Annotated in this window: 17 protein-coding genes; 11 read left to right on the plus strand and 6 right to left on the minus strand. The window is 62.4% G+C overall.

What is annotated here, in order from left to right; all coding sequences use genetic code 11:
* The first annotated feature begins 184 nt into the window (after nucleotides 1-184).
* The 4 genes from trhA to MLD24_RS07840 are packed head-to-tail and all read left to right on the plus strand — an operon-like array spanning nucleotide 185 to nucleotide 6,543.
* Nucleotides 185-847 carry a PAQR family membrane homeostasis protein TrhA gene (trhA, locus tag MLD24_RS07825; RefSeq protein WP_344815646.1) on the plus strand — a complete coding sequence of 221 codons (663 nt, stop codon included), beginning with the start codon at nucleotides 185-187 and terminating at the stop codon, nucleotides 845-847.
* Entirely contained in the window at nucleotides 847-2,628 is a 1,782-nt protein-coding gene (locus tag MLD24_RS07830; protein ID WP_248166022.1) for an autotransporter assembly complex protein TamA, read from the plus strand. Before trhA ends, MLD24_RS07830 begins: the two co-directional genes overlap by 1 nt.
* Complete coding sequence (locus tag MLD24_RS07835) at nucleotides 2,625-6,335, plus strand: translocation/assembly module TamB domain-containing protein (RefSeq protein WP_248165920.1); 3,711 nt, start codon at nucleotides 2,625-2,627, stop codon at nucleotides 6,333-6,335. The genes MLD24_RS07830 and MLD24_RS07835 overlap by 4 nt, the downstream gene beginning before the upstream one ends.
* Before the next feature lie 7 nt (nucleotides 6,336-6,342).
* Nucleotides 6,343-6,543, plus strand: a complete 201-nt coding sequence (locus MLD24_RS07840) for a hypothetical protein (protein ID WP_248165922.1) — start codon at nucleotides 6,343-6,345, stop codon at nucleotides 6,541-6,543.
* Nucleotides 6,544-6,554: 11 nt separating this feature from the next.
* Here the strand turns inward: MLD24_RS07840 and MLD24_RS07845 are convergent, their stop codons facing one another.
* The gene (locus MLD24_RS07845) at nucleotides 6,555-7,280 is read right to left on the minus strand and encodes a gamma-glutamyl-gamma-aminobutyrate hydrolase family protein (protein WP_248165924.1); all 726 of its coding nucleotides are present in this window, start codon (nucleotides 7,278-7,280) and stop codon (nucleotides 6,555-6,557) included.
* Entirely contained in the window at nucleotides 7,273-8,289 is a 1,017-nt protein-coding gene (locus MLD24_RS07850; RefSeq protein WP_248165926.1) for an amidoligase family protein, read from the minus strand. Before MLD24_RS07850 ends, MLD24_RS07845 begins: the two co-directional genes overlap by 8 nt.
* Nucleotides 8,290-8,465: 176 nt before the next feature.
* Between MLD24_RS07850 and lexA the strand changes: the two genes are divergently transcribed.
* Both lexA and MLD24_RS07860 read left to right on the plus strand, forming a co-directional pair.
* A complete protein-coding gene (gene lexA / locus MLD24_RS07855) occupies nucleotides 8,466-9,074 on the plus strand; it encodes a transcriptional repressor LexA (RefSeq protein WP_227175434.1) in 609 nt (202 codons plus the stop codon).
* 50 nt (nucleotides 9,075-9,124) lie between these two features.
* Nucleotides 9,125-9,649, plus strand: coding sequence for a cell division inhibitor SulA (locus tag MLD24_RS07860; protein ID WP_227175435.1), 525 nt, complete (start codon nucleotides 9,125-9,127; stop codon nucleotides 9,647-9,649).
* Between the two features lie 131 nt (nucleotides 9,650-9,780).
* On the opposite strand, the gene MLD24_RS07865 is transcribed toward MLD24_RS07860, so the two are convergent.
* On the minus strand, nucleotides 9,781-10,041 hold the full coding sequence (locus tag MLD24_RS07865) for a hypothetical protein (protein ID WP_227175436.1): 261 nt from the start codon (nucleotides 10,039-10,041) through the stop codon (nucleotides 9,781-9,783).
* A 54-nt stretch (nucleotides 10,042-10,095) separates the two neighbouring features.
* On the minus strand, nucleotides 10,096-10,629 hold the full coding sequence (locus MLD24_RS07870) for a DUF6586 family protein (RefSeq protein ID WP_248165928.1): 534 nt from the start codon (nucleotides 10,627-10,629) through the stop codon (nucleotides 10,096-10,098).
* A gap of 344 nt (nucleotides 10,630-10,973) precedes the next feature.
* Here MLD24_RS07870 and MLD24_RS07875 point away from each other — a divergent pair, with 344 nt between their 5' ends.
* From MLD24_RS07875 to MLD24_RS07895, 5 genes are all read left to right on the plus strand, one after another.
* Nucleotides 10,974-12,332 carry a DUF1329 domain-containing protein gene (locus tag MLD24_RS07875; protein WP_228752847.1) on the plus strand — a complete coding sequence of 453 codons (1,359 nt, stop codon included), beginning with the start codon at nucleotides 10,974-10,976 and terminating at the stop codon, nucleotides 12,330-12,332.
* A gap of 298 nt (nucleotides 12,333-12,630) precedes the next feature.
* A complete protein-coding gene (gene fliT, locus MLD24_RS07880; protein ID WP_227175438.1) occupies nucleotides 12,631-12,942 on the plus strand; it encodes a flagellar protein FliT in 312 nt (103 codons plus the stop codon).
* 163 nt (nucleotides 12,943-13,105) lie between these two features.
* A complete protein-coding gene (locus MLD24_RS07885) occupies nucleotides 13,106-14,557 on the plus strand; it encodes a sigma-54 dependent transcriptional regulator (protein ID WP_227175439.1) in 1,452 nt (483 codons plus the stop codon).
* Nucleotides 14,558-14,782: 225 nt separating this feature from the next.
* Entirely contained in the window at nucleotides 14,783-16,057 is a 1,275-nt protein-coding gene (locus MLD24_RS07890; protein WP_248165930.1) for a sensor histidine kinase, read from the plus strand.
* A 12-nt stretch (nucleotides 16,058-16,069) separates the two neighbouring features.
* Nucleotides 16,070-17,527 carry a sigma-54-dependent transcriptional regulator gene (locus MLD24_RS07895; protein WP_248165932.1) on the plus strand — a complete coding sequence of 486 codons (1,458 nt, stop codon included), beginning with the start codon at nucleotides 16,070-16,072 and terminating at the stop codon, nucleotides 17,525-17,527.
* A 38-nt stretch (nucleotides 17,528-17,565) separates the two neighbouring features.
* On the opposite strand, the gene MLD24_RS07900 is transcribed toward MLD24_RS07895, so the two are convergent.
* Together MLD24_RS07900 and MLD24_RS07905 are read right to left on the minus strand one after the other, a co-directional pair.
* Entirely contained in the window at nucleotides 17,566-18,462 is an 897-nt protein-coding gene (locus MLD24_RS07900; protein WP_248165934.1) for an alpha/beta hydrolase, read from the minus strand.
* Between the two features lie 107 nt (nucleotides 18,463-18,569).
* Nucleotides 18,570-20,972 (minus strand): TonB-dependent siderophore receptor, encoded by a 2,403-nt coding sequence (locus tag MLD24_RS07905; protein WP_248165936.1) that lies wholly within the window; start codon nucleotides 20,970-20,972, stop codon nucleotides 18,570-18,572.
* Nucleotides 20,973-21,023: the final 51 nt, after the last annotated feature.

The raw sequence follows: 21,023 nt of genomic DNA on the forward strand, positions 1-21,023 counted from the left end.
GTTGGCAATGAGCTCAGGCAAATGGGTCAATCCCGGCGCAGGCGGTAAGTGCCTTCACCAGGCGGCGTGTTGATGGGCGTGGATTAACTTGACTGCCAGAGGGTAAAATCCCAGGCTTGGGGCCTGCTCCCTGCGCGGGGGCAATCTGAGGCTCCTTAAAGGATTGTTTGGAGGAAGTGACAGCGTGTCCCAATCGGTTTCAATGCAGCCTTACCCACCTGCCGAAGAGTGGTTAAACCAGGTTACTCATGGTCTGGCCGCGCTGCTGAGCGTGGTGGGCATGATCGTACTGCTGGTGATGGCGGCGCCGATGGACGATACCTGGAAGCTGGTCAGCTTCAGTGTCTACGGCGCCAGCATGACGCTGCTGTTCCTGGCCTCCACGCTGTATCACTCGGCCCGCCGGCCGGCGCGCCGCCAGCTCTTCAAGATGCTTGACCATTGCGCCATTTTCCTGCTGATTGCCGGCACCTACACCCCGTTTCTGCTGGTCAACATGCGTGAGGGCAGCGGCTGGACCCTGTTTGCGGTGATCTGGGGCCTGGCGCTTGGCGGCATAGCCCTGAAGCTGGCATTCGGCCACCGATTCAAGCCGTTACAGATCGCCATCTACCTGCTGATGGGCTGGTTGGTAGTGGTTGCCTCAAAGGAGCTGGCGGCCAGCGTCAATACGCTGGGGTTGTGGCTTGTGGTCGCGGGCGGCATTACCTACACCCTGGGCGTGGTGTTCTACCTGTTCAAACGCATTCCCTTCAACCATGCCATCTGGCACCTGTTTGTGATTGCCGGCAGTACCTGCCATTTCTTTGCCATTTATCACGGGGTTCTGAACGGCCCCTCGGTGTGATGGATCAACTCGGCATGTTCTCCCGGCAGCCAGGCGCAGCCCAGCGAAGCCTCCGGCGCTTTGCCGTCCGGTGTCTGGCCGGGTTGGCCGGGGCGTTGCTGGCTGCAATCGCCTCGGCCCAGCAGGTGCTGGTGGAGGTTCAGGGCGATTACGACAACCTCCAGGACAATGCGGAAGCCTTCATTGGCGATGTGGAGGGGCGCAGTGAGCAGCGGCTGCGACGCTACATCCCTACCGCAGTCGGGCAGGTTGAACAGGCGCTGAAAGCTCTGGGCTACTACCAGCCCACCATCGAATCCCAGATGCTTGAAGATACCGAGCTGCCCACCGTGCTGTTGACGGTGATCCCCGGCGAGCCGGTTCGGGTGCGCACCGTCAACGTCACCATCCGCGGACCGGCCCGGGACGATCCCTTCTTCCTGCCGGTATTGCCGGAAAAACCGGCAGTGGGTGATGTGCTCAATCATGGCCATTACGATGCTCTGCGCCAGACTATCCGCAACCGTTCGCTGATCCTTGGCTATTTCGATGGTGAATTCACCAAGCGGACCCTGCTGGTGGACCCGGAAAACCATACCGCCGATATTGAGCTGGAATTCGTCAGCGGCGAGCGTTTCCGCCTCGGTGAGGTGACCTTTGATGGTGGCGACGAGTTTGATCGCTCATTGCTGGACCGGTTTGTGAAGATCGAGTCGGGCGAGTACTACCATGCCGACAAGATTGCCGAACTCAGCGGCGATCTCTCCAACAGCGGCTACTTCGCTGAGGTCCTGGTGGACGCACCTCAGGAAGGCGCGGTGGACCGGGTCATCCCGGTGAGTGTCCAGGTGCGGGCCCGGGACCCGCGCTCGGTATCGGCGGGTGTTGGCTATTCCACCGACGTTGGTCCCCGCCTCCGGGGGACCTGGCGGGAGCACTGGATCAACGAGCAGGGCCACCGTCGTGGTGCCGAAACCGAGTTGGCCAAACCCCGCCAGAGCATCAGTGGCTGGTACGAAATTCCCCTGGACCCGCCGATGACGGATCTGTGGCGCTTTTCCAGCGGTTACCTGCGTGAGGACATCGAAGACGTCGAGTCCGAGCGGCTGACGTTTGGGCAGCAGTGGCAGCATGAGAAAGATAATGGCTGGCTGCAGATCCTGTCGCTGCGCTGGGAGGGCGAACGCTACAGCATCGGTGGTGAGGAAACCAACCGCAGTTACCTGTTGTTGCCCGGCATTGGCTACTCCAAGCTCCGGGCCGACTCCCCCCTTGACCCGTCCCGGGGATACCGGGTGCAGTTTGACCTCACCGGCGCCCACCGGGAAGTGTTTTCCACCGCTGACGTGTTACATCTGAATGTTCTGGTCAAGGGGCTGATTACCTTTGCCGACAAGCACCGGTTACTCACCCGTTTCCAGTTTGGTGGTGTGGCTACTAACGACTTTGATGAAGTGCCGCCATCGTTGCGTTTCTTCGCTGGTGGTGACCAGAGCGTCCGAGGCTATGGCTACGAGACCCTGTCTCCGGAGGACCGCGAAGGCGTGTCGGTCGGTGGTCGTTACCTGATGGCCGGCAGTGTTGAATACCAGTACACCATTGCCGATCGCTGGCGGCTGGCGGCGTTTTTTGACCGCGGCAATGCCATTGATGATCTGTTTGACCCCCTGGCCACGGGTGTGGGTGCCGGCATTCGCTGGATCAGCCCGGTCGGCCCGTTGCGGCTGGATATTGCCAAGGGGCTGGACCCGGAGTTTGGCGGTGACTGGCGCCTGCACTTCTCCATGGGGCCCGAGCTATGACCGCCACCGTACGTCACCCGTTGCGCTGGCTGCTGCTGACGTTGCTGGCCCTGCTGGCGGTGGTGGTGTTGGCCATCGCCGGTGTCTTCGCCATGCTGCGTTCCGACACCGGCACCCAGTGGGTGCTGGAGCAGATCCCCGGGCTTACCGTCACCGCTGGTCAGGGCTCGCTGCTCGGGCGCTGGCAGGCGGAATCGCTGCACTGGCAGGGGTACGGGGTCATCGCAGAGGTTGCCTCGCCGCTGGTGGACTGGTCGCCGACCTGTCTGTTTGGCATGGAGTTGTGTCTGGAGGCGCTCTACGCCGAACGGGTGGACGTCACACTGCAGCCGTCCGACGCTGAGCCTGCCAGCGGGCCGATACGGCTGCCGGAGCTGAACCTGCCGCTGTCACTGACGATCAGTGAAATTCGACTGGGCCCGGTGACGGTTAACGGCAACCGGGTGGCCCAGTTGGCGGTGGTGCAGGCCACCGGTTCCGGGGCCGATTGGCAACTGCAGCGTTTGCGTTACCAATTGGATGATATCGACGTCGATGCCCGTGGCCGCCTGACAACCCGGGGGGACTGGCCGTTGCACCTGGAGGTGGCTACCAGCCTGCCACCGCCAGTTGGCGACCAGTGGCGGATTCAGCTGGAGCTGGCCGGCAGCGTTGCGGATCTGCGCTTCCGGGGCCAGAGTGAGGGCTACCTCAATGCCGACATCGAGGGTCGCACCCGGCCGCTGCAGCCCGCCTTGCCGGCCCGAGTGGCGGTGACTTCCAGTCGCTTCCTGGCCCACGACAGCCTGCCGCTTACCCTGGCGCTCAATGACTGGCGACTGGCGCTGGATGGCAGTCTCGAATCGGGGTTTGCCACCGAACTGAAGGCCCGCCTGGAAGGCACCGAGGGCCCCGTGCAGCTGGCCCTGAGCGGGCAAGTCGGTACCACCGGCGCGGAGTCGGTAGAGCTGTTACTGACCACCGCCAAGACTGCTGAGCGGCCCGCCGGTCGCGTCAGTGTCAATGGCGAGGTGGACTGGTCCGGGGAGCTGGATGCCCGGGGCGAGCTGACGCTGGACCGGTTCCCCTGGCATTCGTTGTTGCCGGATGTGACGCCACCGCCGGTGACCCTGCAATCTCTGGTGGCTGGCGGCCATTACCGGGCAGGGAACTACCAGGCAGAGGCGGAAGCTCAGGTTACGGGTCCCCAGGGACCGGCGACCGTGGAGACCCAGTTCACCGGCGACCTGTCGGCGGTGTCACTGGACCGGGTGTTGGTGACGACTGAGGCCGGTCGGGCAGAAGGCAGCGCGGACGTCGGCTTTGCCGGCCCCCTGACGTGGCAGGCATCGCTGGAGCTGGCTGGCTTCAATCCCGGCTACTGGCTGCCGGTGCTGGAGGCAAGCCTGGATGGCGCCGTCAGCAGCCAGGGTCGCGTGGTCTCCGGGCACCCCCCGCAAGTGGCCGCCCAGTGGCAGGTGGCTGGGCAGTGGCAGGGCCAGCCAGCCGAAGCCCGGGGCCAGCTGGATGCAGCGAACGATCGCTGGCAGGCTGCCGGGCTTGAGCTGTCGGTTGGCCCCAATCAGGTATCCGGGGAAGGCGTCTGGGCCCGGCAACTGGAGGCGATGCTGACGTTGACCATCCCCCAGCCGGACATGTTGCTGCCCGGGCTCAGTGGGCAACTTAGTGCGGAACTGAAAGCCTCCGGGTCACCGGACCGTATCGATGGCCAGTTACATCTGGATGGCCAGAGCCTGGGCTGGCAGGACAGCGTTTCGCTGGAAAGCCTGGCGGTTAAGGCGGATCTCACGGACAGCCAGCGGCTGTCGGCGACAGTGACCGGTTCCGGGCTGGAGGCGGCGGGTCAGACTCTGGCGTCATTGGAACTGGCCCTGAACGGGGGGATCGAGCAGCATCAACTGACGCTGACCACCGTTCGTGACGAGCTGGAAACCTACTGGCAGTTTGAAGGCGGCTGGCAGGACGGCTGGCAGGGGCAACTGGCCGACGGCCGCATCGACCTGCCACAGCAGGCCCAGCAGTGGCGTCTTGAAGCGCCGGCGGATCTGGTCTACCGGCAGGCGGGGCCAGCGCTGACACTGGGCCGGCATTGCTGGCGCTGGCAACAGAGTGAGGTCTGCGCCGGCGATCAGCAGCTGATGCCTGAGCTGGCCATCGAATACCGCCTGACGGATTTTCCAACGCTGGCGTTGTCACCGTTCTTCCCGAATACGCTGAAGTGGGACAGTCGCCTGGATGGCCGGTTGGCGTTCCGGTTGCCCGAGGCCGGCCCTCAGGGTGAAGTGGTGCTGGCCGCCGATGCCGGCGAGGTGGAAGTGCTGGTGACCGACGCCTGGCATACCCTGGATTACGACACCCTGGACGTGCGCCTGGAGCTGATGCCGGAGGCCGCCAGTCTGGATCTGACGCTGGCGGGGCCGGACATCGGGCGACTGGTGACACAGGTAAGCCTGGACCCGAGTTCCCCCCGTTATCCAATGACCGGAACATTTGATCTGGCGGATCTGGATATCGCCTTCCTGGGCCCAATGCTGGATCTGGAAGCCGTGACCGGGATGGTCAGTGGTTCCGGCAAGGTGGGGGGCGAGCTGCTGTCGCCCCGGCTGGAAGGCGAGCTGTCCCTGGTGCAGGGCAGTCTGGTGGATCAGCGTCTGCCTACGCCGGTGCAGGATCTGGTGCTGGTGGTACGACTGGACGGCCAGCGTGCCGATCTTGAGGGGCGCTGGGCGGCGAATGATCGCAGCGAGGCCCGTATCGACGGCACCATGAACTGGCAGGGATCGCCGGAGATGACACTGTCCCTGGCGGGGCAGCGACTGCCATTCAACTATGAGCCATACGCCAGCGTGGAGCTAGCGCCGAACCTCTCGATTCGCTACGCCGAGGGCGGGCTGACCATCGGCGGCGAGCTGAACGTACCGCGCGGCCAGATCGAGATACGCCAACTGCCTGAGCAGGCCGTGACGGTATCAGACGATGAGGAGCTGGTAGGCGTTACCCGCGAGGAGCCGGCACTGCGCTCCCTCAATATGAATGTCACCGTCTCGGTGGGGCAGGATGAGGTGTCGTTTGACGGTTTCGGGGTCACCGGCAACCTGCAGGGCGGCCTGCGTCTGGGCAATGACCTGGACACCCGGGGCTCCCTGCAGTTGCGGGACGGCCACTTCGAGGCCTACGGCCAGGAGCTGGAACTCAGGCGTGCGCGGCTGGTATTCGTGGGGCCTATCGCCGAGCCTTACCTGGATATTGAGGCCATCCGCCGGGTGGATCAGGTGGTGGCCGGGCTGCGACTGTCCGGGCCGGTGTCTGAGCCGTCGACGGAGGTGTTCTCCGAGCCCTCGATGTCCCAGGCCAATGCCCTGTCTTACGTGATTCTCGGGCGGCCGTTACGCTCCGAGGGTGATCAGGGCCAGGTGAGCCAGGCCGCGATTTCGCTGGGGCTGACCCAGGCCAGCAAGGTGACCCAGAAGATTGGTGAGGAAATCGGTATTGAACAGCTGATCCTGGAAACCGAAGGCTCCGGGGACCAGGCTTCGGTGGTTGCCAGCGGCTACCTGACAGAAGACCTCAGTCTGCGCTACGGGGTGGGTATCTTTGAGCCGATATCCACCATCGCTCTGCGGTATGATCTGGGAAGGTACTTCTACCTGGAGGCCGCCAGCGGACTCGCCGCGTCGCTGGACATCTTCTACACACGTGATTTTTAGGTGAAGCATGCTGCTGCATCAGGACCAGATTCGACTTACCCGCCGCGAGTGCCAGGTATTGCAGAAGCTAACTGGCGCGGACCCCAGTGGCATCACCAATCGCCAGCAGCTGCAGCGGTGGACCGAGACCCATCTCACCAGTCTGCCAGACGATGATCCCGCTGTGGCGGCCATCAAGGCGATCCTGCGTCAGCACCTGCCAGTCTGACGCCCCCGGTATCAGGCCAAGGCTTCCTGGCCTTCCAGTCGCGCCAGCTTTCGCAGTTTGGCGGCATGCACCAGGCTGCTGAAAATATGGCGATGGCCAGGGTGGTAGAGCAGGTATTCCGGGTGCCACTGAACCCCCAGTACCCAGTGGCCCTCGGTATGCTCTATGCCCTGCACGAACCAGTCGTTGTCCACTGCCACCACCCGCAGGTGTCGCCCCAGCACCTTGATCGCCTGACTGTGAATGCGGTTGGCGCCAATCGACGGTGCCGGCATGATTCGCCCCAGCAGGCTGTTGTTCACCAGTCGCACGGTCTGTAGCGGTAAAAGTAACGGGTGGTGCCGGGTATGGACCCGCAGCGGGGTGACGTCCTGACACAGCGAGCCGCCCCGAAACACGTTCAGCAGCTGTGCCCCCCGGCAGATCCCCAGAACCGGCAGATCCAGCCGTTCGGCCTGCGCCAGCAGGGACCAGTCGGTCTCGTCCCGGCGTCGGTCATAGCCGGCTGAGACTTCCGGTTCCTGGCCATAGCGTCCCGGGTGAACGTGGGTGCCGCCGCTGAGTACCAGCCCGTCCAGCAGGCTGACATCGACCCGGGCGCCGGGCCGAATGTAGAGCGTCCCGGCGCCGGCCAGGCGCAGGGCCAGAGCGATCAGCCGATGGGGCATCCGTTTGCGTCTCGGTCCACTGATACCGATGGTTACCCCGGGGTGCTCGCGCTCCGGCTTGTCAGACATAGCCGTTGACCTGCAGCCACTGGTGACAGGTTTCTGTCCAGCTGTGGGTCAGGTTATGGAGGCTCAGGCGGTGGCTTTCGCGGAGGGCCTGCATCAGCTCCTGCAGGTGCTGTGGCCGGTTGGCGATGCGCTCAAGAACCACCCAGTCATTCCACACCGATGAGAAGTGCCAGCCCGGGTTGTCGATGTCGCAGTCCGGCAGGCGGTAATGCAGGGTGGGGCGGGACTTGATGCGATGGTCCTGGACATAATCCGCCAGCAGTTCCGGGTTGAGATGGGCAAACAGCGGCAACAGGTCCAGCGCACGGTTACGGGTGGGATTATCACGCAGGTAGTCCTGCATCAGCTCGTCGAGATTGGGGTGATAGTCAGGCTCCACCAGGCGTTCCACAAACAGGTGATCCCAGGGTTCGATGTAGCTGGTGATCTTGCGGCTGATATCGAGCTGATGGCGTTCCTTAAGCCAGTCGTACAGCACGGCAAAGGCTTGCAGGTAACGCAGCAGGGTGGGGGCCGACAGGTCCGGCAACTCTGGGTTCAGTTGCAGGGCGAAGGCGTAGTAGATGGCTTCCCGGCTGCCAAGAGCGCCCGCCTCCCGCAAGGCATTGCACAGGTCTTCGATCTGCTCAAGATCCTGGAACGCGATGGGCGGTGTGACAATCTCCAGGGGCACCAGCTTCTCGGCTGCGGCGTCAATCAGATTCATTGCATGACCACCGAGTTCCCGCAGGGATTCCGGCAGTTGCTCGTCCTGGAGATCCAGGTCCTTGATCGGATCGGAATCCAGCTCGATGGTGAAGTCGCCGTGATCGGTGCGGATACGGGTGACGTAGCGGGACGTGATCTCGGCCTCGCCATTGAGCATCTCCGCCACCAGATCCACCAGGGCGTGGTAGCTGAGGCCGGATATCTCTATCTCAATACCCACCCGTCGGGGCTGTTGTCCGGTGGTGTGGCACACCTCCGGCAACTGACAGGCGCTGACTTGCTTGACTGTGGTGTCTTCCATGGGGTGAACAACCTCCGGTATCGGGAAAGAGTCTCCTGACAGTATCGACAGAACCGATCCGATGGCAAACGGGCTTTGGGGCCAGTCAGCCTCACAGTGAAATGCGGCTTGGGGTTTACACTGGATAAAACACTGTATATATTTTGGCTTACTGTATAAAAAAACAGGAAGACACCATGAAGCTTACGGCAAGGCAAAGCCAGGTGCTGGATATCATCCGGCGCTATCTCGACGATACCGGCTATCCACCCACCCGGGCCGAGATTGCGGCGGAGTTGGGTTTCCGTTCAGCCAACGCGGCGGAGGATCACCTGAGGGCGCTGGCACGCAAGGGCGCCATTGAGATGGTTCCCGGTGCCAGCCGGGGAATTCGTCTGCCGGAAGCTGAGCCTGATCTGGGGCTGCCAGTGATTGGCCAGGTGGCGGCGGGTAGCCCCATTCTGGCACAGGAGCACATTGAAGATCACTGTACGCTCAAGCCGGAGTTTTTCTCGCCGAGCGCGGATTACCTGTTGCGGGTACGCGGGATGAGCATGAAGGACATCGGCATTCTCGATGGTGATCTGTTGGCTGTGCATCGCACTCAGGACGTTCACAACGGCCAGGTGGTGGTCGCCCGTGTTGGCGAGGAAGTGACAGTCAAGCGCTTCCGCAAGCAGGGCTCCACGGTATGGCTGATTGCCGAGAATGAGGAGTTCGCCCCCATTGAAGTCGATCTCCGTGAGCAGGAAGTCTTTATCGAGGGGCTCGGCGTCGGCGTGATCCGCCGCTCCGACCTTCACTAGTTATTGCGTAGACCAGGCCATGCCCGGCGAGCGGGCAGGGGGAGAATGAAATGGAACAGCTCAGTTTCGACCGCAACCTGACCGTACCCGGAGCCCTGGCCGGTGGCATGAATGCCGGGCGGCGTATTGGTTCGCTGGCGCTGCGGCCCGCGCACCCGAAAGCGTCTGAACCTTCGGAGGCTGGCCCCCGGTTCTCTTCCCCCGCCCAGGCAGATGCCGAGACCGGTAATGTCACCGAGATCATTTTGCCGGCGGGGCAGGGAGACAGTGTCCAGTTGCTTCTGCCAATGCTGACCCAACTCAATCAGGAGCGGCGCTGGTTGGCCCTGATTGATCCACCGGCAGCCCTGGTCGGCAAATGGCAGACCATGCACGGGATTGTGGCGACAGAGCTGCTGGTGTTGCGTTCAACTCCGGAGCATTCCGCCCAGGAGTTGGCAGAGCGGGCGCTGAGTGCCGGTACCTGCCATGCCGTGGTTATGTGGACCTCAAAACTCGCAAGGCCTGCCTTCCGGGCACTTCAGGCCGCCTCGGCCATTGGCAACAGCCACGGTGTGGTGCTGCGCCAGCGTTGAGTCGAGATGCTACGGGGCGTTCGGCCTGGATCAGGTGATCTGATGTGGTCAGGCTTGATTTGGCAGGAAGCGGGGCGGCCTTTACCAGGTAGGCGTTGAGCTGGGAAGGAAAGGCCGCCCGGGGTGTCGCGTCAGTGCAGGGTGTAAGACGGCTGGGTTTCGAAAGTGTCGTTATCGTCCTCTTCCCAGTCGATATCGTGAGTCATGTTACCAACGGCTTCAATGCCAGCCGCAATCATCGCTTTGGCAACGGCCATATCGCGATCTTCCATCATTTCCCGGGCTTCTTCGGAAAACGAGATCTTAACCAGGGGCGCGCTGTCGTCGTCGATGCGGCGCAGGGCGTAATCGCCGTTGGTGAGTTGTACAATTTCAAAATAAGAAGGTGACATCAGCTCTGCCTTTGTCGATCGGGTTTCGGTGGTGTACAGAGGTGGCTCTGGTGATTACCACTCGTTGTGTCGTTCGGCGACGGTATCCGCAAACGCTTTCATGGCGGTGGCCATGCTGTTCAGGGTTGCGGTTGACCTGTCGGGGCCGGCTTCGGCCGATACGGCAATAATGTTGTCTGCCGAGACTGTCTTGCGTTTGGCGGCAGGTCGGGACAGGGAGTGAGCCAGTTGATCCAGGCCTGACCACCAACTGTTGGCGTCCTGCTGAAGCTGTTCCAGCATGGCGATTTCGGGCCGGTCCTCGCCAATCAGTGCGGCCAGTTGATCCGGGTCTCCGGGGTTGGCGTCCTTGTGCTGGTAGAAATCAGCGACCATGATCAGTAGCAGGGCACGCGCCCGCAGCATGAGCTCGATGCTGCCCTGAGCGGTGGCCTCACGGACTGGCTGGCTTGATCCGTCGGTTGCGGAGTCAAGCAGAGTCCTGGCCAGAAACAGCTTCTGGGAAACGAGAGAATGCCACTGGGACGCCATCAAGAACCTTTTCAATGCCTGGCCGGGGCCAGCGTTGGATGCACAGCCCTTGAGCATACCATTTCCGGCAACGGATTTCTCCCACTGTCGTCGCTTCAATGCCGATTGCCGTGATCCGGAGTGAATCACAGGCTCCTTAAGGCAAGTTGCTGATAAGTCTGAAAATCAATAGCCGATCAGGCCTGCGTCTGACAAGATTCTACAAAAAAGCCCTTGTAACAAATTAAGCATTCAGGCAAAAAGCACATCAAATTGTAATATTGGTCATTTGCGGGCGAGTCAGCCCACAAGTGCCCGGGGTGGTTCTGCCGCTCCGATAAACCGGCCCGTCTGGACTGTTTGCTGTAGCCGCGGGGCCGTCCACACAACCGTGAAAGGTAAGTTAGAGCGGAGGTTAGTGAATGCGTAACCTGATACTTGTCGCGTGTACTTCGGCGGCAATGGTCTGTGGAGGACTGGCGCAGGCTCGCGTTAGTGAAGTTGAGGCAGCAAAACTGGGCAAGGAGCTGACACCGGTTGGCGCTGAGCGGGCAGGCAATGCCGAAGGCACCATCCCGGCCTGGACCGGTGGTCTGACCGAGCCACCCAAAGGCTGGCAGCCAGGGGAGCGTGAGATCGACCCGTTCCCGGGAGATCGCCCGCTGTTTACCATCACCAAGGACAACTACGAGCAGTACCGTGATCATCTGACCGATGGCCACATTGCGATGATGGAAACCTACGGCGATGACTATTTCCTGCCGGTGTACCAGACCCGTCGCACCGCTGCGTTTCCCGAGCACGTCTATGAAAAGTTCAAGCAGAATGCGCTGACTGCCGAGTTGCTTGATAACGGCAACGGTGTTCGCAACACCATCATGACCAGTCCGTTCCCGATTCCCCAGAACGGTCTCGAGGTGATGTGGAACCACACCTTGCGGTATCGCGGCGAGCAGTTGCTGTTCCGTGCGGCCCATGCCACGCCGACCGTCGGCGGAGAGTTTACGCCAATCCTCAAGGAGTACAGCTACTATTTTGCTTACGCCGAGCCAGGGGCTGAGCTGCAGGACATCGACAACAAGATCTTCTACCTGAAGACCGAGACCATTTCGCCGCCAAAGTTGGCCGGTACCCTGACCCTGGTCCATGAAACCCTGGACCAGGTCCGTTCACCGCGACTGGCGTGGCGTTATGAGTCCGGTTCCCGCCGGCTGCGCCGCTCCCCGAACCTGGCGTATGAAACCGACTTGCCGGATTCGTCCTCCTTGCGGTCTGTCGACCAGAAAGATCTCTATAACGGCGCGCCCAACCAGTATGACTGGGAGCTCAAGGGCAAACGCGAGATTTACGTACCCTACAACGCCTACGAGCTGCATTCGGACGAGCACAATGCGGAGGACGTCATCCGCGCCGGCCACATCAATCAGGAGCTCACCCGTTACGAGTTGCACCGGGTATGGGTGGTTGAGGCCAAGCTGCGGACTGGTATCAGCCACATCTACCACCGTCGGGTCTACTATGTGGACGAGGACAGCTGGCAGATTCTCGCCACTGAAGAGTACGACGAGGACGACAACCTGTGGCGTGTCTCCGAAGCCCACAACATCAGTTACTACAGTGAGCCGGTGTTCTGGACCACCCTGGAGATGACCTACGATCTCAAAGCCCGTCGCTACTATGTCGACGGTCTGGACTACGACCAGGCACCGTACGATTTTGATCCCGGGTTCCGCAGTCGCGAATTCACCGCATCCGCAGCCCGTCGGGCGGCCCGCCGCTAGGCAATCTCCTGCTGCTCAGGTAACTCCTGATTAGGGAGGCCGGCGCCTGTTTTCAGGCTTGCCGGCTCCCGACCCTCCCTCTTGTCATGGCACTGGCCCAGTGCTGGCCAACAGCAATCTGAGACGCTCTGTCCGGTGGCGCCGTGTTTGGATGCTTTCTGCAATGCCGCACAGGACCCCTCTGCAATACCCTGAACGGGATTCCTGCGGTTCGGGAACCACGGGCCCCTGCGCCGTGATATGCTCTGATGGTTGGCTGGAAAAGCCGTAACAGCAGTCACTAAAGGACACAGAGACTATGGCAAATTCGCTGGAACAACTGGATACCCTGATGGATGCCATCCGCCATGCGCTGACTCAACAGGACTGGGAGGCCATTGCGAAACTGGATGCCGAGGTACGCCCGGTGGTCGATCAGGTCATGGCGAGTCATCATGATGGTGACCTGGCGATGGAAGTGGTTCATGAGCGCCTGGAGCAGCTTCAGGCGTTGTGTGACGACGCCAGGGCCGGCGCTGAGACCGCCCGGGCTGAGGCCAAGGCCGGGCTGGATGAGATGCGCCAGACCCGGAACGCAACCCGTGCCTATCAGGACATCTCCGGTCGCTGAGGTGGTGGGTCAGGGTGATACAGGGATTCCGTCGCCAATGGGCGTCATAAAATTGACTCAGCCCGGTTAACCGTCTTAAATACGGCACAACGATGACGGACTTTCACTGCTGGTGCTCACCCTGACCCAGCCCGAGTGACGCTACTGCGAGAGAACCTACTGAATGTCAAAGAACAACAACGTCCTGGTGTTGTGCGATGATGCTTCCCGATGCCGAGATATAGCCACGATCCTGGAATTTATTGGTGAAGAACAGGTCGTGTCCGGCGAGTCAGCTCAGCAACTGCTGGCGGAGGCTGATCGCGAACAGTTGGATACGCTCTCGGTGGCGATCATCAATGGTGAAGAGGACTCTGCCGAGAATGCGGTCAAGGCTGTTTGCGGTGTTGACGATGGGCTGCCCATCCTGCTGATCGGCAATCCGGAGTTCAACGGGCTTAGCGAGCAGGAACAGAGCCGCATCATCGCCCGTCTGGACTGGCCACTGAACTACACCAAGTTCGTTGACTCTCTCTACCGCGCCCAGGTCTTCCGCGACCAGTTCGCCCGTTCCCGCGAGCGTGGCCAGCAGCGCAGCGTGCAACTGTTTCGCAGCCTGGTGGGCACCAGCCGCAGTGTGCAGCAGGTGCGTCAGCTTATGGAGCAGGTGGCGGACAAAGACGTCAGCGTGTTGATCACCGGCGAGTCCGGCACCGGCAAGGAAGTGGTTGCCCGTAACCTGCACTATCATTCACCGCGCCGGGATCGGCCGTTCGTGCCCGTCAACTGTGGTGCCATTCCCGCCGAACTGCTTGAGAGTGAACTGTTTGGGCACGAAAAAGGCGCTTTCACCGGCGCCATCACCGCCAGGATAGGGCGCTTTGAAATGGCCGAGGGCGGTACGCTGTTCCTCGATGAGATCGGTGACATGCCGCTGAACATGCAGGTGAAAATCCTGCGGGTTCTGCAGGAACGCACCTTCGAGAAGGTGGGCAGCAACCGCACCCAGTCCGCTGATGTGCGGGTGATTGCTGCGACCCACAAAAATCTGGAAGACATGATCGAAGGGGGCGAGTTCCGGGAAGACCTCTACTACCGCCTCAATGTCTTTCCCATCGAGATGCCGCCCCTGCGTGAGCGGGTGGAAGACATCCCGCTGCTGATTAACGAGCTGATCGCCCGCATGGAGAAGGAGAAGCGCGGCTCTCTGCGGATGAACTCTGCGGTGATTATGAGCCTGTGTCGCCACGACTGGCCCGGTAATGTGCGGGAGTTGGCCAACCTGGTGGAGCGTCTTGCGATCATGCACCCCTACGGTGTGATTGGCGTGCAGGAGCTGCCGAAGAAGTTCCGTTACGTCGACGATATCGATGAGAACCGGCCGGTCGAGGATTCCGGCATGCCGTCCGGGGTGCCCGGCCTGGTTGGGCTGGACGCGCCGGCGCTACTGCCGGTCAATGGCATTGATCTCAAGGATTACCTGGCGAACCTGGAGAAACAGCTGATCCAGCAGGCGTTGGATGAAGCCGGCGGTGTAGTTGCCCGTGCTGCCGAGAAGCTGAGAATCCGCCGCACCACGCTGGTGGAGAAAGTGCGCAAGCACGGTCTGCGGCAGAACGAATCCGAAGAGGCGTAGGGCATAGGGGTATTGGGCCGTAGAAGAGTGTCAACGGATTGTCGTTGGCCCCAGAAGATATTCCCCGTGACCGGAAAGGCGGCGACAAAAAATCGCCGCCTTTTCTTTTTGGTTTTCATTACTCATTGAAATCATAGAGAAAAGTGAAGTTGGCATGAAGCTGGCTTAAGTCCCTGCAAACGAATCAAGTGGTCCATCCAGGGCAGGGAGTCGTCAGGGGGAATCATGAGCCAGCCACAACTTTCCATGCCAGCGTCAGAGCAGGACAGCGCCACCAACGCCGCTGCCGATGCCAACGACAAGGTAACCGCGCTGTTTCCCCAGCAGGTGGACGATCAGGCCGTTGGCACCGCCCTGGACCTGTTCAACCAGATGTCCCGCCAGATTACGGACTCCTACCGCACCCTCGAATCCCGGGTCAATCAACTGTCTGGCGAACTCACCGCCGAATCCCTGCAACGCCAGCGCGAGCTGGAAGAAAAAGAGCAGCTGGCGGACCGCCTGTCCACCCTGCTGTCGGCGCTGCCGGCCGGGGTGGTGGTGCTCGACAGCCAGGGCGTGGTCACCCAGTCCAACCCAGCGGCTGTGGGCCTGCTGGGTGAACCGCTGGAAGGTGAGCGGTGGGTGAGCATCATTCAGCGTTGCTTTGCACCGCGCCGGGACGATGGTCACGAGGTGTCCTTGAAGGACGGTCGCCGGGTCAGTATCGAGATCCGGACCATGGAGAACCAGCCGGGTCAGTTGATCCTGCTGACCGATCTTACCGAAACCCGTCAGTTACAGACCCAGCTTGCCCATGCCCAGCGACTCTCGGCAATGGGCAAGATGGTGGCGTCACTGGCGCACCAGATTCGTACCCCGTTGTCGGCGGCCATTCTGTATGGCGGCCACCTCAGTGAGCAGGATCTCGACCCGGAACTGCGCCAGCGTTGCGCCAGTCGCCTGATGTCGCGGCTGACCCACCTGGAACAGCAGGTTCGGGACATGCTCATTTTCGCCCGGGGTGAAACCCGGCTGGCGGAGGAACTGCCGGCAGAAGCGCTGGTGTCCGGCCTGGGGTCGGCGCTTGAAGCCATCAATCTGGGTGGCGGTGCGCAGGTAACGCTGACCTCAGACATTACTGGGCTGTCGCTGCTGTGTAACCGCGACGCCCTGGTCGGAGCCTGCACCAACCTGGTCAACAACAGCATTGAGGCCGGTGCGACGCGGGTGGACGTGCGGCTGACGCGCACCGGTCAGGGTCTGGAGATTCGGGTCCAGGACAATGGTCCCGGCTTTGCGGCCAACGAGGCCGGACAAATGATGGAAGCTTTCTACACCACCAAGTCCCACGGTACGGGGCTGGGCCTGGCGGTTGTCCAGGCGGTTGTCCAGGCGGTGGTCAAGGCGCATCAGGGCGAATTCTCCCTGGAAGCGCCCACCGTGGGAGGAGCCTGTGCCGTCATTCGGCTGCCGGTGTGCAGTCGTGCTCCTCATCAGCAAGATCACAGCAGTCAGTAAGCGGAGGCGATTATGGCCCGGTCTCAGATACTTCTCGTCGAAGACGATCACGACCTGCGCGAAGCGCTGGTGACCACCCTGGAACTCGCCAAATTCCGGGTGCGTGAGGCGGATTGCGCCGAGCAGGCGCTGGAGCGGTTGGCTGAGGATACCGTCGACATGGTCATCAGTGACGTCAACATGCCGGGCATGTCCGGTCATGAGTTGCTGGCGGAAGTCCAGCGCCGATACCCCGGCCTGCCAATGATGCTGATGACCGCGTATGGCCAGATCGATCAGGCGGTGTCGGCGATGCAGTCCGGCGCCACCGATTACCTGGTGAAACCGTTCGAGTCCCAGGTGCTGGTGGAGGCGGTCAGCCGTATTGTCGGTAGCGCGCCTTCCGGCAAGCGCGATCAGCCGGTGGCCGAAGATCCGGTCAGCAAGCGCCTGTTCCAGCTTGCCAGCAAGGTGGCTGCCAGCGAGTCGACCGTGATGATCTCCGGCGAGAGTGGTACCGGCAAGGAAGTCCTGGCCCGCTACATTCACCAGCAGTCGCCCCGTGCCGATCAGCCGTTTGTCGCCATCAACTGTGCGGCCATTCCTGAGAACATGCTGGAGGCGATCCTGTTCGGGCATGAGAAAGGGGCGTTCACCGGCGCTCATGCCGCCTCACCGGGCAAGTTTGAACAGGCCAACGGCGGCACCCTGCTGCTGGATGAGATTTCGGAAATGGAGCTCGGTCTGCAGTCCAAGCTGTTGCGGGTTCTGCAGGAGCGAGAAGTCGAGCGGGTGGGTGGTCGCAAGACCATTGCCCTGGATGTACGGGTACTGGCGACCACCAACCGGGACCTGGCGGACTACGTTCGCGAAGGCAAGTTCCGAGAGGATCTGTACTACCGCCTGACGGTCTTCCCAATGCAGTGGCAGCCGCTGCGGGAGCGGCCGCTGGATATCATGCCGCTGGCCCAGGCGCTGCTCAATAAACACTGTCGCAAGATGAAACTGACCGGTATCCGGTTCAGCAACGGTGCCCGTGATGCGCTGTTGGACCATCCCTGGCCGGGCAATGTTCGTGAGCTGGACAATGCCATCCAGCGGGCCCTGGTACTGCATCAGGGCAATCTGATCGAAGCCGGAGACCTGTGTCTGGAATTTGGCATTACCGGTCAGGTGGCCCCGGCGCCGCAACCGGAAGCGATCGTGCCGCGGACCACGGTGGTGGCGGAGCCGCCCCGGCAGCCAGCCGCGCTTGACGCTGAGGCGGAGCCAGAGCCGGAAGCCCGGGAGGTGTTCCAGGAACCGGCTTCCCTGGGGGACGACCTGCGCCAGAAAGAATTCCGGATCATCATCGACACCCTGCGTCGCGAGCGCGGTCGCCGTAACCGGGCCGCGGAACAGCTGGGTATCAGCCCCCGCACCCTGCGTTACAAGCTGGCCCAGATGCGGGATTGCGGCATCGATCTGGAGGCCGAGCTGGCCACAGCCTGAATCCATACTCCTTCGTCGGCGCCTACGGGCGCCGTTTTTTATTGCCGCCGGGCGCTGAGCAGGTCCGTCAGTACCCGCGAGACCACCCGGTAGGGCACCGACATATGGTCCTCACCCGGCTCGATCCGCACGCTGCTGCGCAGGCCATGGCCTGACAGGGGCCCCAGCCGCAGGGCCAGCGCCTGGGCATCCTGGATCTCCTGGGCGGAGTCCCCCTCCGCCATCACCAGCGCCAGACTGGTGTGGGTCACAGAAACGTTGCCCTGTTCCACCTGTTGCCGAAACCGTTGCTCCGGTGCCAGCAGGTAACGGTCACGCCACCACAGACTAGGGCTGACCGCCACCACGTGGTCGAACAGCGCCGGCCGCTGGAACAGGGCGTAGACCGCAAACATCCCGCCGAAGGAGTGGCCGAACAGACTCTGCTGATGCGGGTCCACCGGATAGCGCTCCGCCACCGCGGGCATCAGCTGTTGTTCGATAAAGTCGAGCAACTCATCCTGGCCACCCTGGGGAGGCTCGTTCTGACCGGCCGGCGCCGGGGGCGAGAAGTCGTAGGAGCGCCGCAGGAAATTCAGGGCCTGCTCATCCGGATAACCGATGCCCACCACAATGGCTTGCTGAAGTGCCGCCTGGGTCTGCTTGGCGGCGTGAAAGGCGGGAAAGTAGGCATTGCCGTCCAGCACATAGACCACCGGATAGCCACCGGTATAGGGCACCTCGCCCTGAGGTTTGCTGACCATGATGTGGTAGGGGCGGCCCTGGGCGTTGGTGAGATGCCAGGACTCGGTGCCGGCCAGCGTGACGGCGGTTTCGGGGGCCGCGCTGTCCGCCCCGGAGGCCCCGGCCGGTTCTGTTGATGGGGTATCCGCGCCGGCAATCGACGCAGAAAGGATCAGGGCCGGGAGACCCAGTCGGGTAAGCCGTTGGCTCATGTCAGTGTCCTCTGGTGCAAAGGGTGTTTGGTCCGGCACAACCGAAAGCACCCGGCAAACGGGTCGCCGGGTGGCTGTCGAAAGGTGCTTGTCGAAGGGCGCCGGGCTTACCAGCGGTAGCTGACGCTGCCGATCACGGTGCGGCCTTCGCCGCGATAGCAGTAGCCGCTGGAGCAGGTGATGTATTGCCTGTCGAGCAGGTTCTTGGCGTTCAGCCCAAGGCGGATGCCCTTTAACGCCCCCGGCAGTGTGTAGTGCAGTCCCAGGTCCACCAGGGTGTAGCTGGCGTTCTTGCTGGTATTGGCCGCATCGTTATAGGCACTGCCGGTCCAGCGGGCGCCGCCGGACAGCGCCAGGCCGCTGAGCACCCCCTTGGCGACGTCGTAGTTGAGCCACAGCGACGCCAACTGCTCCGGCTTGTTGACCGGCGCCTTGCCTTCATTGCCATCGTTGCTGTGGGTGACCTCAAGGTCATTGAAGCTGTAGCTGGCGGTCAGCCGCAGACCGCTGGCCAGCTCGGATACTGCCTCCAGTTCCACACCACGGGCCCGCTGCTCACCGGTCTGGATGCGGTTTGCCGGGTTGGCGGGGTCGGCGGTCAGGACATTGGACTGGGTAAGCTGGTAGACCGAGGCGGTGTACAGGCTGTTGCCATCGCCCGGCTGGAACTTGAGGCCCAGCTCGTACTGCTCTCCCTCGGTTGGCTCGTAATCCCGGCCACTGGCGTCGCTGCCACTCTGGGGCACGAAGGATTGGGCAAAGCTGGCGTAGGGGGCCAGCCCGGAGTCGAGGCGATAGAGCAGGCCAAGCTGGCCGCTGGTGCGGTCATCATGGCGGGAACTGGCGGTGCCGGCCAAGTGGTTGCGCTGGTCACTGTTGACCCAGTCCTGCCGCAGGCCCAGCGAAAGCCGCCAGCGGTCCCAGGCGAGCTGGTCCTGCAGGTACAGGCCGCTGTTGTGGCTGCGGCCGCTGAGGTCGGAAATGACGCTGTCCGGATGCGGCACCGGCTGGCGGTAGTCCGGCGACAACCGGTCAATGGCGGGGGCCTGGCCGCTGGCGTACTCCACCTCGAAGTCAATGTAGCTGTAGTCCAGCCCCAGTAGCAGGGTATGGTCGATCGGGCCGGTCGCCAGCTTGCCCACCAGGCGGGTGTCCACCGCCACCGATGCCATCTCCTCATAGATGCCGTAGCTGGTTCGCTCCAGAGTGCGGCCATCGTCGGACGAACCGGCGACGCTCAGGTATTGATTGGTGGTATCAACCTGGCCGGCCCGCAGGTTCTGCTGGAATGACCACAGGCGGTTGAAGCCGTGTTCGAACTCATAGCCCAGGGCGTACTGGCGCTGGTCCAGTTTGTCGAAGTCCTCGTCACCGGCCCAGAACCGGGTGAGGCGGGTGCCGTCCTGGTAGGGGCGTGGAGAGCCGCTGGTCAGGCGCTCCTGGTACTGGCTGAGCAGGGTCAGATGGGTCCGCTGCCCCAGTTGCCAGCGCAGCGACGGAGCCAGGAAAACGGTGTCGTTATCGACCTGTTCGATCTCGGTCTCGGCATCGCGGACCACGCCCACCAGCCGGTATTGCAGGTCGCCACCCTGGTCCAGGGTGCCGTTGCTGTCGAACTGTCCCTGCCAGTGGTTATGGCTGCCACCCTGCAGTTCCAGCTCGTGCCGGTCTTCGCCGGTCGGGCGTTTGCTGATCCGGTTGACCATGCCGCCCGGGTTGATCTGACCGTACAGAACCGAAGCCGGCCCCTTCAGTACATCGATGCGTTCGAGGTTGTAGGGCTCGGTACCGTAGTAGGACAGCCAGCCGGTGTTGGGTTGGCGCAGGCCGTCGAGAAAGTCGGCGGTGGTGGTGGCGGCGAAGCCGCGAATCTGGATCTGGTCGAAGCGCGGATCAAGGCCGGATTCCCCCACCCGAACACCAGCGGTGTAGGCAACCGCATCCTGAACGTTGGTGGCTTTACGGTCAGCGATCAGGTCGGCACTGATCACGCTAACACTTTGGGCGGTTTCCAGTAGCGGGGTGTCGGTTTTGCTGGCGGAGCGGCTGGCATTGGCGGTGTAGCCGCCAACCGGGCCGACGCCGCTGAGGGTGTCAGCTTCGATGGTGATGGGATTGAGCTGGTAGCCGGTGTCATCGCCGGCGGGCAGGATCACATAGCCGGTATCGGTACGTCGGGCGATCAGGCCGGTGCCTGCCAGCAGCCGCTGCAGGACATCGGCGACGGTGTAGCGACCCTGCAGGCCGGAGCTTTGGCGGTCACTGACCAGGGTCGGGTTGAAGGTCAAGGTGATACCGGCCTGCTGGGCGAAGCGGCTGAGCACGTCATCCAACTGCCCCGCCGTCAGGGTGATCGCGCTGCTGGCGGTATCGGCGCTGGCGGCAAGGGCGACCATCGGAGTGAGCGCCAGGGTGGCGGTCAGGCACAGCGCCGTCCCCAGACGCCGACAAGGTGTCAGGTGGTGAGCGTGAGGGGATAGGGTGCTTGGTGGCAGTGAGCGTGTTGGCATAACGGGTCCCGCTATCAGTGGATTGGATACCCTGTAACCGAACCGGAAAGG

It is taken from the genome of Marinobacter xestospongiae (genome assembly GCF_023156385.1).
GTDB classification, from domain to species: Bacteria; Pseudomonadota; Gammaproteobacteria; order Pseudomonadales; family Oleiphilaceae; genus Marinobacter; species Marinobacter xestospongiae.

Excerpts from the sequence above, each read along its gene's own strand:
- MLD24_RS07830 (WP_248166022.1), top strand. The coding sequence starts at position 847 with ATGGATCAACTCGGCATGTTCTCCCGGCAGCCAGGCGCAGCCCAGCGA.
- MLD24_RS07835 (WP_248165920.1), top strand. The coding sequence starts at position 2,625 with ATGACCGCCACCGTACGTCACCCGTTGCGCTGGCTGCTGCTGACGTTG.
- MLD24_RS07840 (WP_248165922.1), top strand. The coding sequence starts at position 6,343 with ATGCTGCTGCATCAGGACCAGATTCGACTTACCCGCCGCGAGTGCCAG.
- MLD24_RS07845 (WP_248165924.1), bottom strand. The coding sequence starts at position 7,280 with ATGTCTGACAAGCCGGAGCGCGAGCACCCCGGGGTAACCATCGGTATC.
- MLD24_RS07850 (WP_248165926.1), bottom strand. The coding sequence starts at position 8,289 with ATGGAAGACACCACAGTCAAGCAAGTCAGCGCCTGTCAGTTGCCGGAG.
- lexA (WP_227175434.1), top strand. The coding sequence starts at position 8,466 with ATGAAGCTTACGGCAAGGCAAAGCCAGGTGCTGGATATCATCCGGCGC.
- MLD24_RS07860 (WP_227175435.1), top strand. The coding sequence starts at position 9,125 with ATGGAACAGCTCAGTTTCGACCGCAACCTGACCGTACCCGGAGCCCTG.
- MLD24_RS07865 (WP_227175436.1), bottom strand. The coding sequence starts at position 10,041 with ATGTCACCTTCTTATTTTGAAATTGTACAACTCACCAACGGCGATTAC.
- MLD24_RS07870 (WP_248165928.1), bottom strand. The coding sequence starts at position 10,629 with ATGCTCAAGGGCTGTGCATCCAACGCTGGCCCCGGCCAGGCATTGAAA.
- MLD24_RS07875 (WP_228752847.1), top strand. The coding sequence starts at position 10,974 with ATGCGTAACCTGATACTTGTCGCGTGTACTTCGGCGGCAATGGTCTGT.
- fliT (WP_227175438.1), top strand. The coding sequence starts at position 12,631 with ATGGCAAATTCGCTGGAACAACTGGATACCCTGATGGATGCCATCCGC.
- MLD24_RS07885 (WP_227175439.1), top strand. The coding sequence starts at position 13,106 with ATGTCAAAGAACAACAACGTCCTGGTGTTGTGCGATGATGCTTCCCGA.
- MLD24_RS07890 (WP_248165930.1), top strand. The coding sequence starts at position 14,783 with ATGAGCCAGCCACAACTTTCCATGCCAGCGTCAGAGCAGGACAGCGCC.
- MLD24_RS07895 (WP_248165932.1), top strand. The coding sequence starts at position 16,070 with ATGGCCCGGTCTCAGATACTTCTCGTCGAAGACGATCACGACCTGCGC.
- MLD24_RS07900 (WP_248165934.1), bottom strand. The coding sequence starts at position 18,462 with ATGAGCCAACGGCTTACCCGACTGGGTCTCCCGGCCCTGATCCTTTCT.
- MLD24_RS07905 (WP_248165936.1), bottom strand. The coding sequence starts at position 20,972 with ATGCCAACACGCTCACTGCCACCAAGCACCCTATCCCCTCACGCTCAC.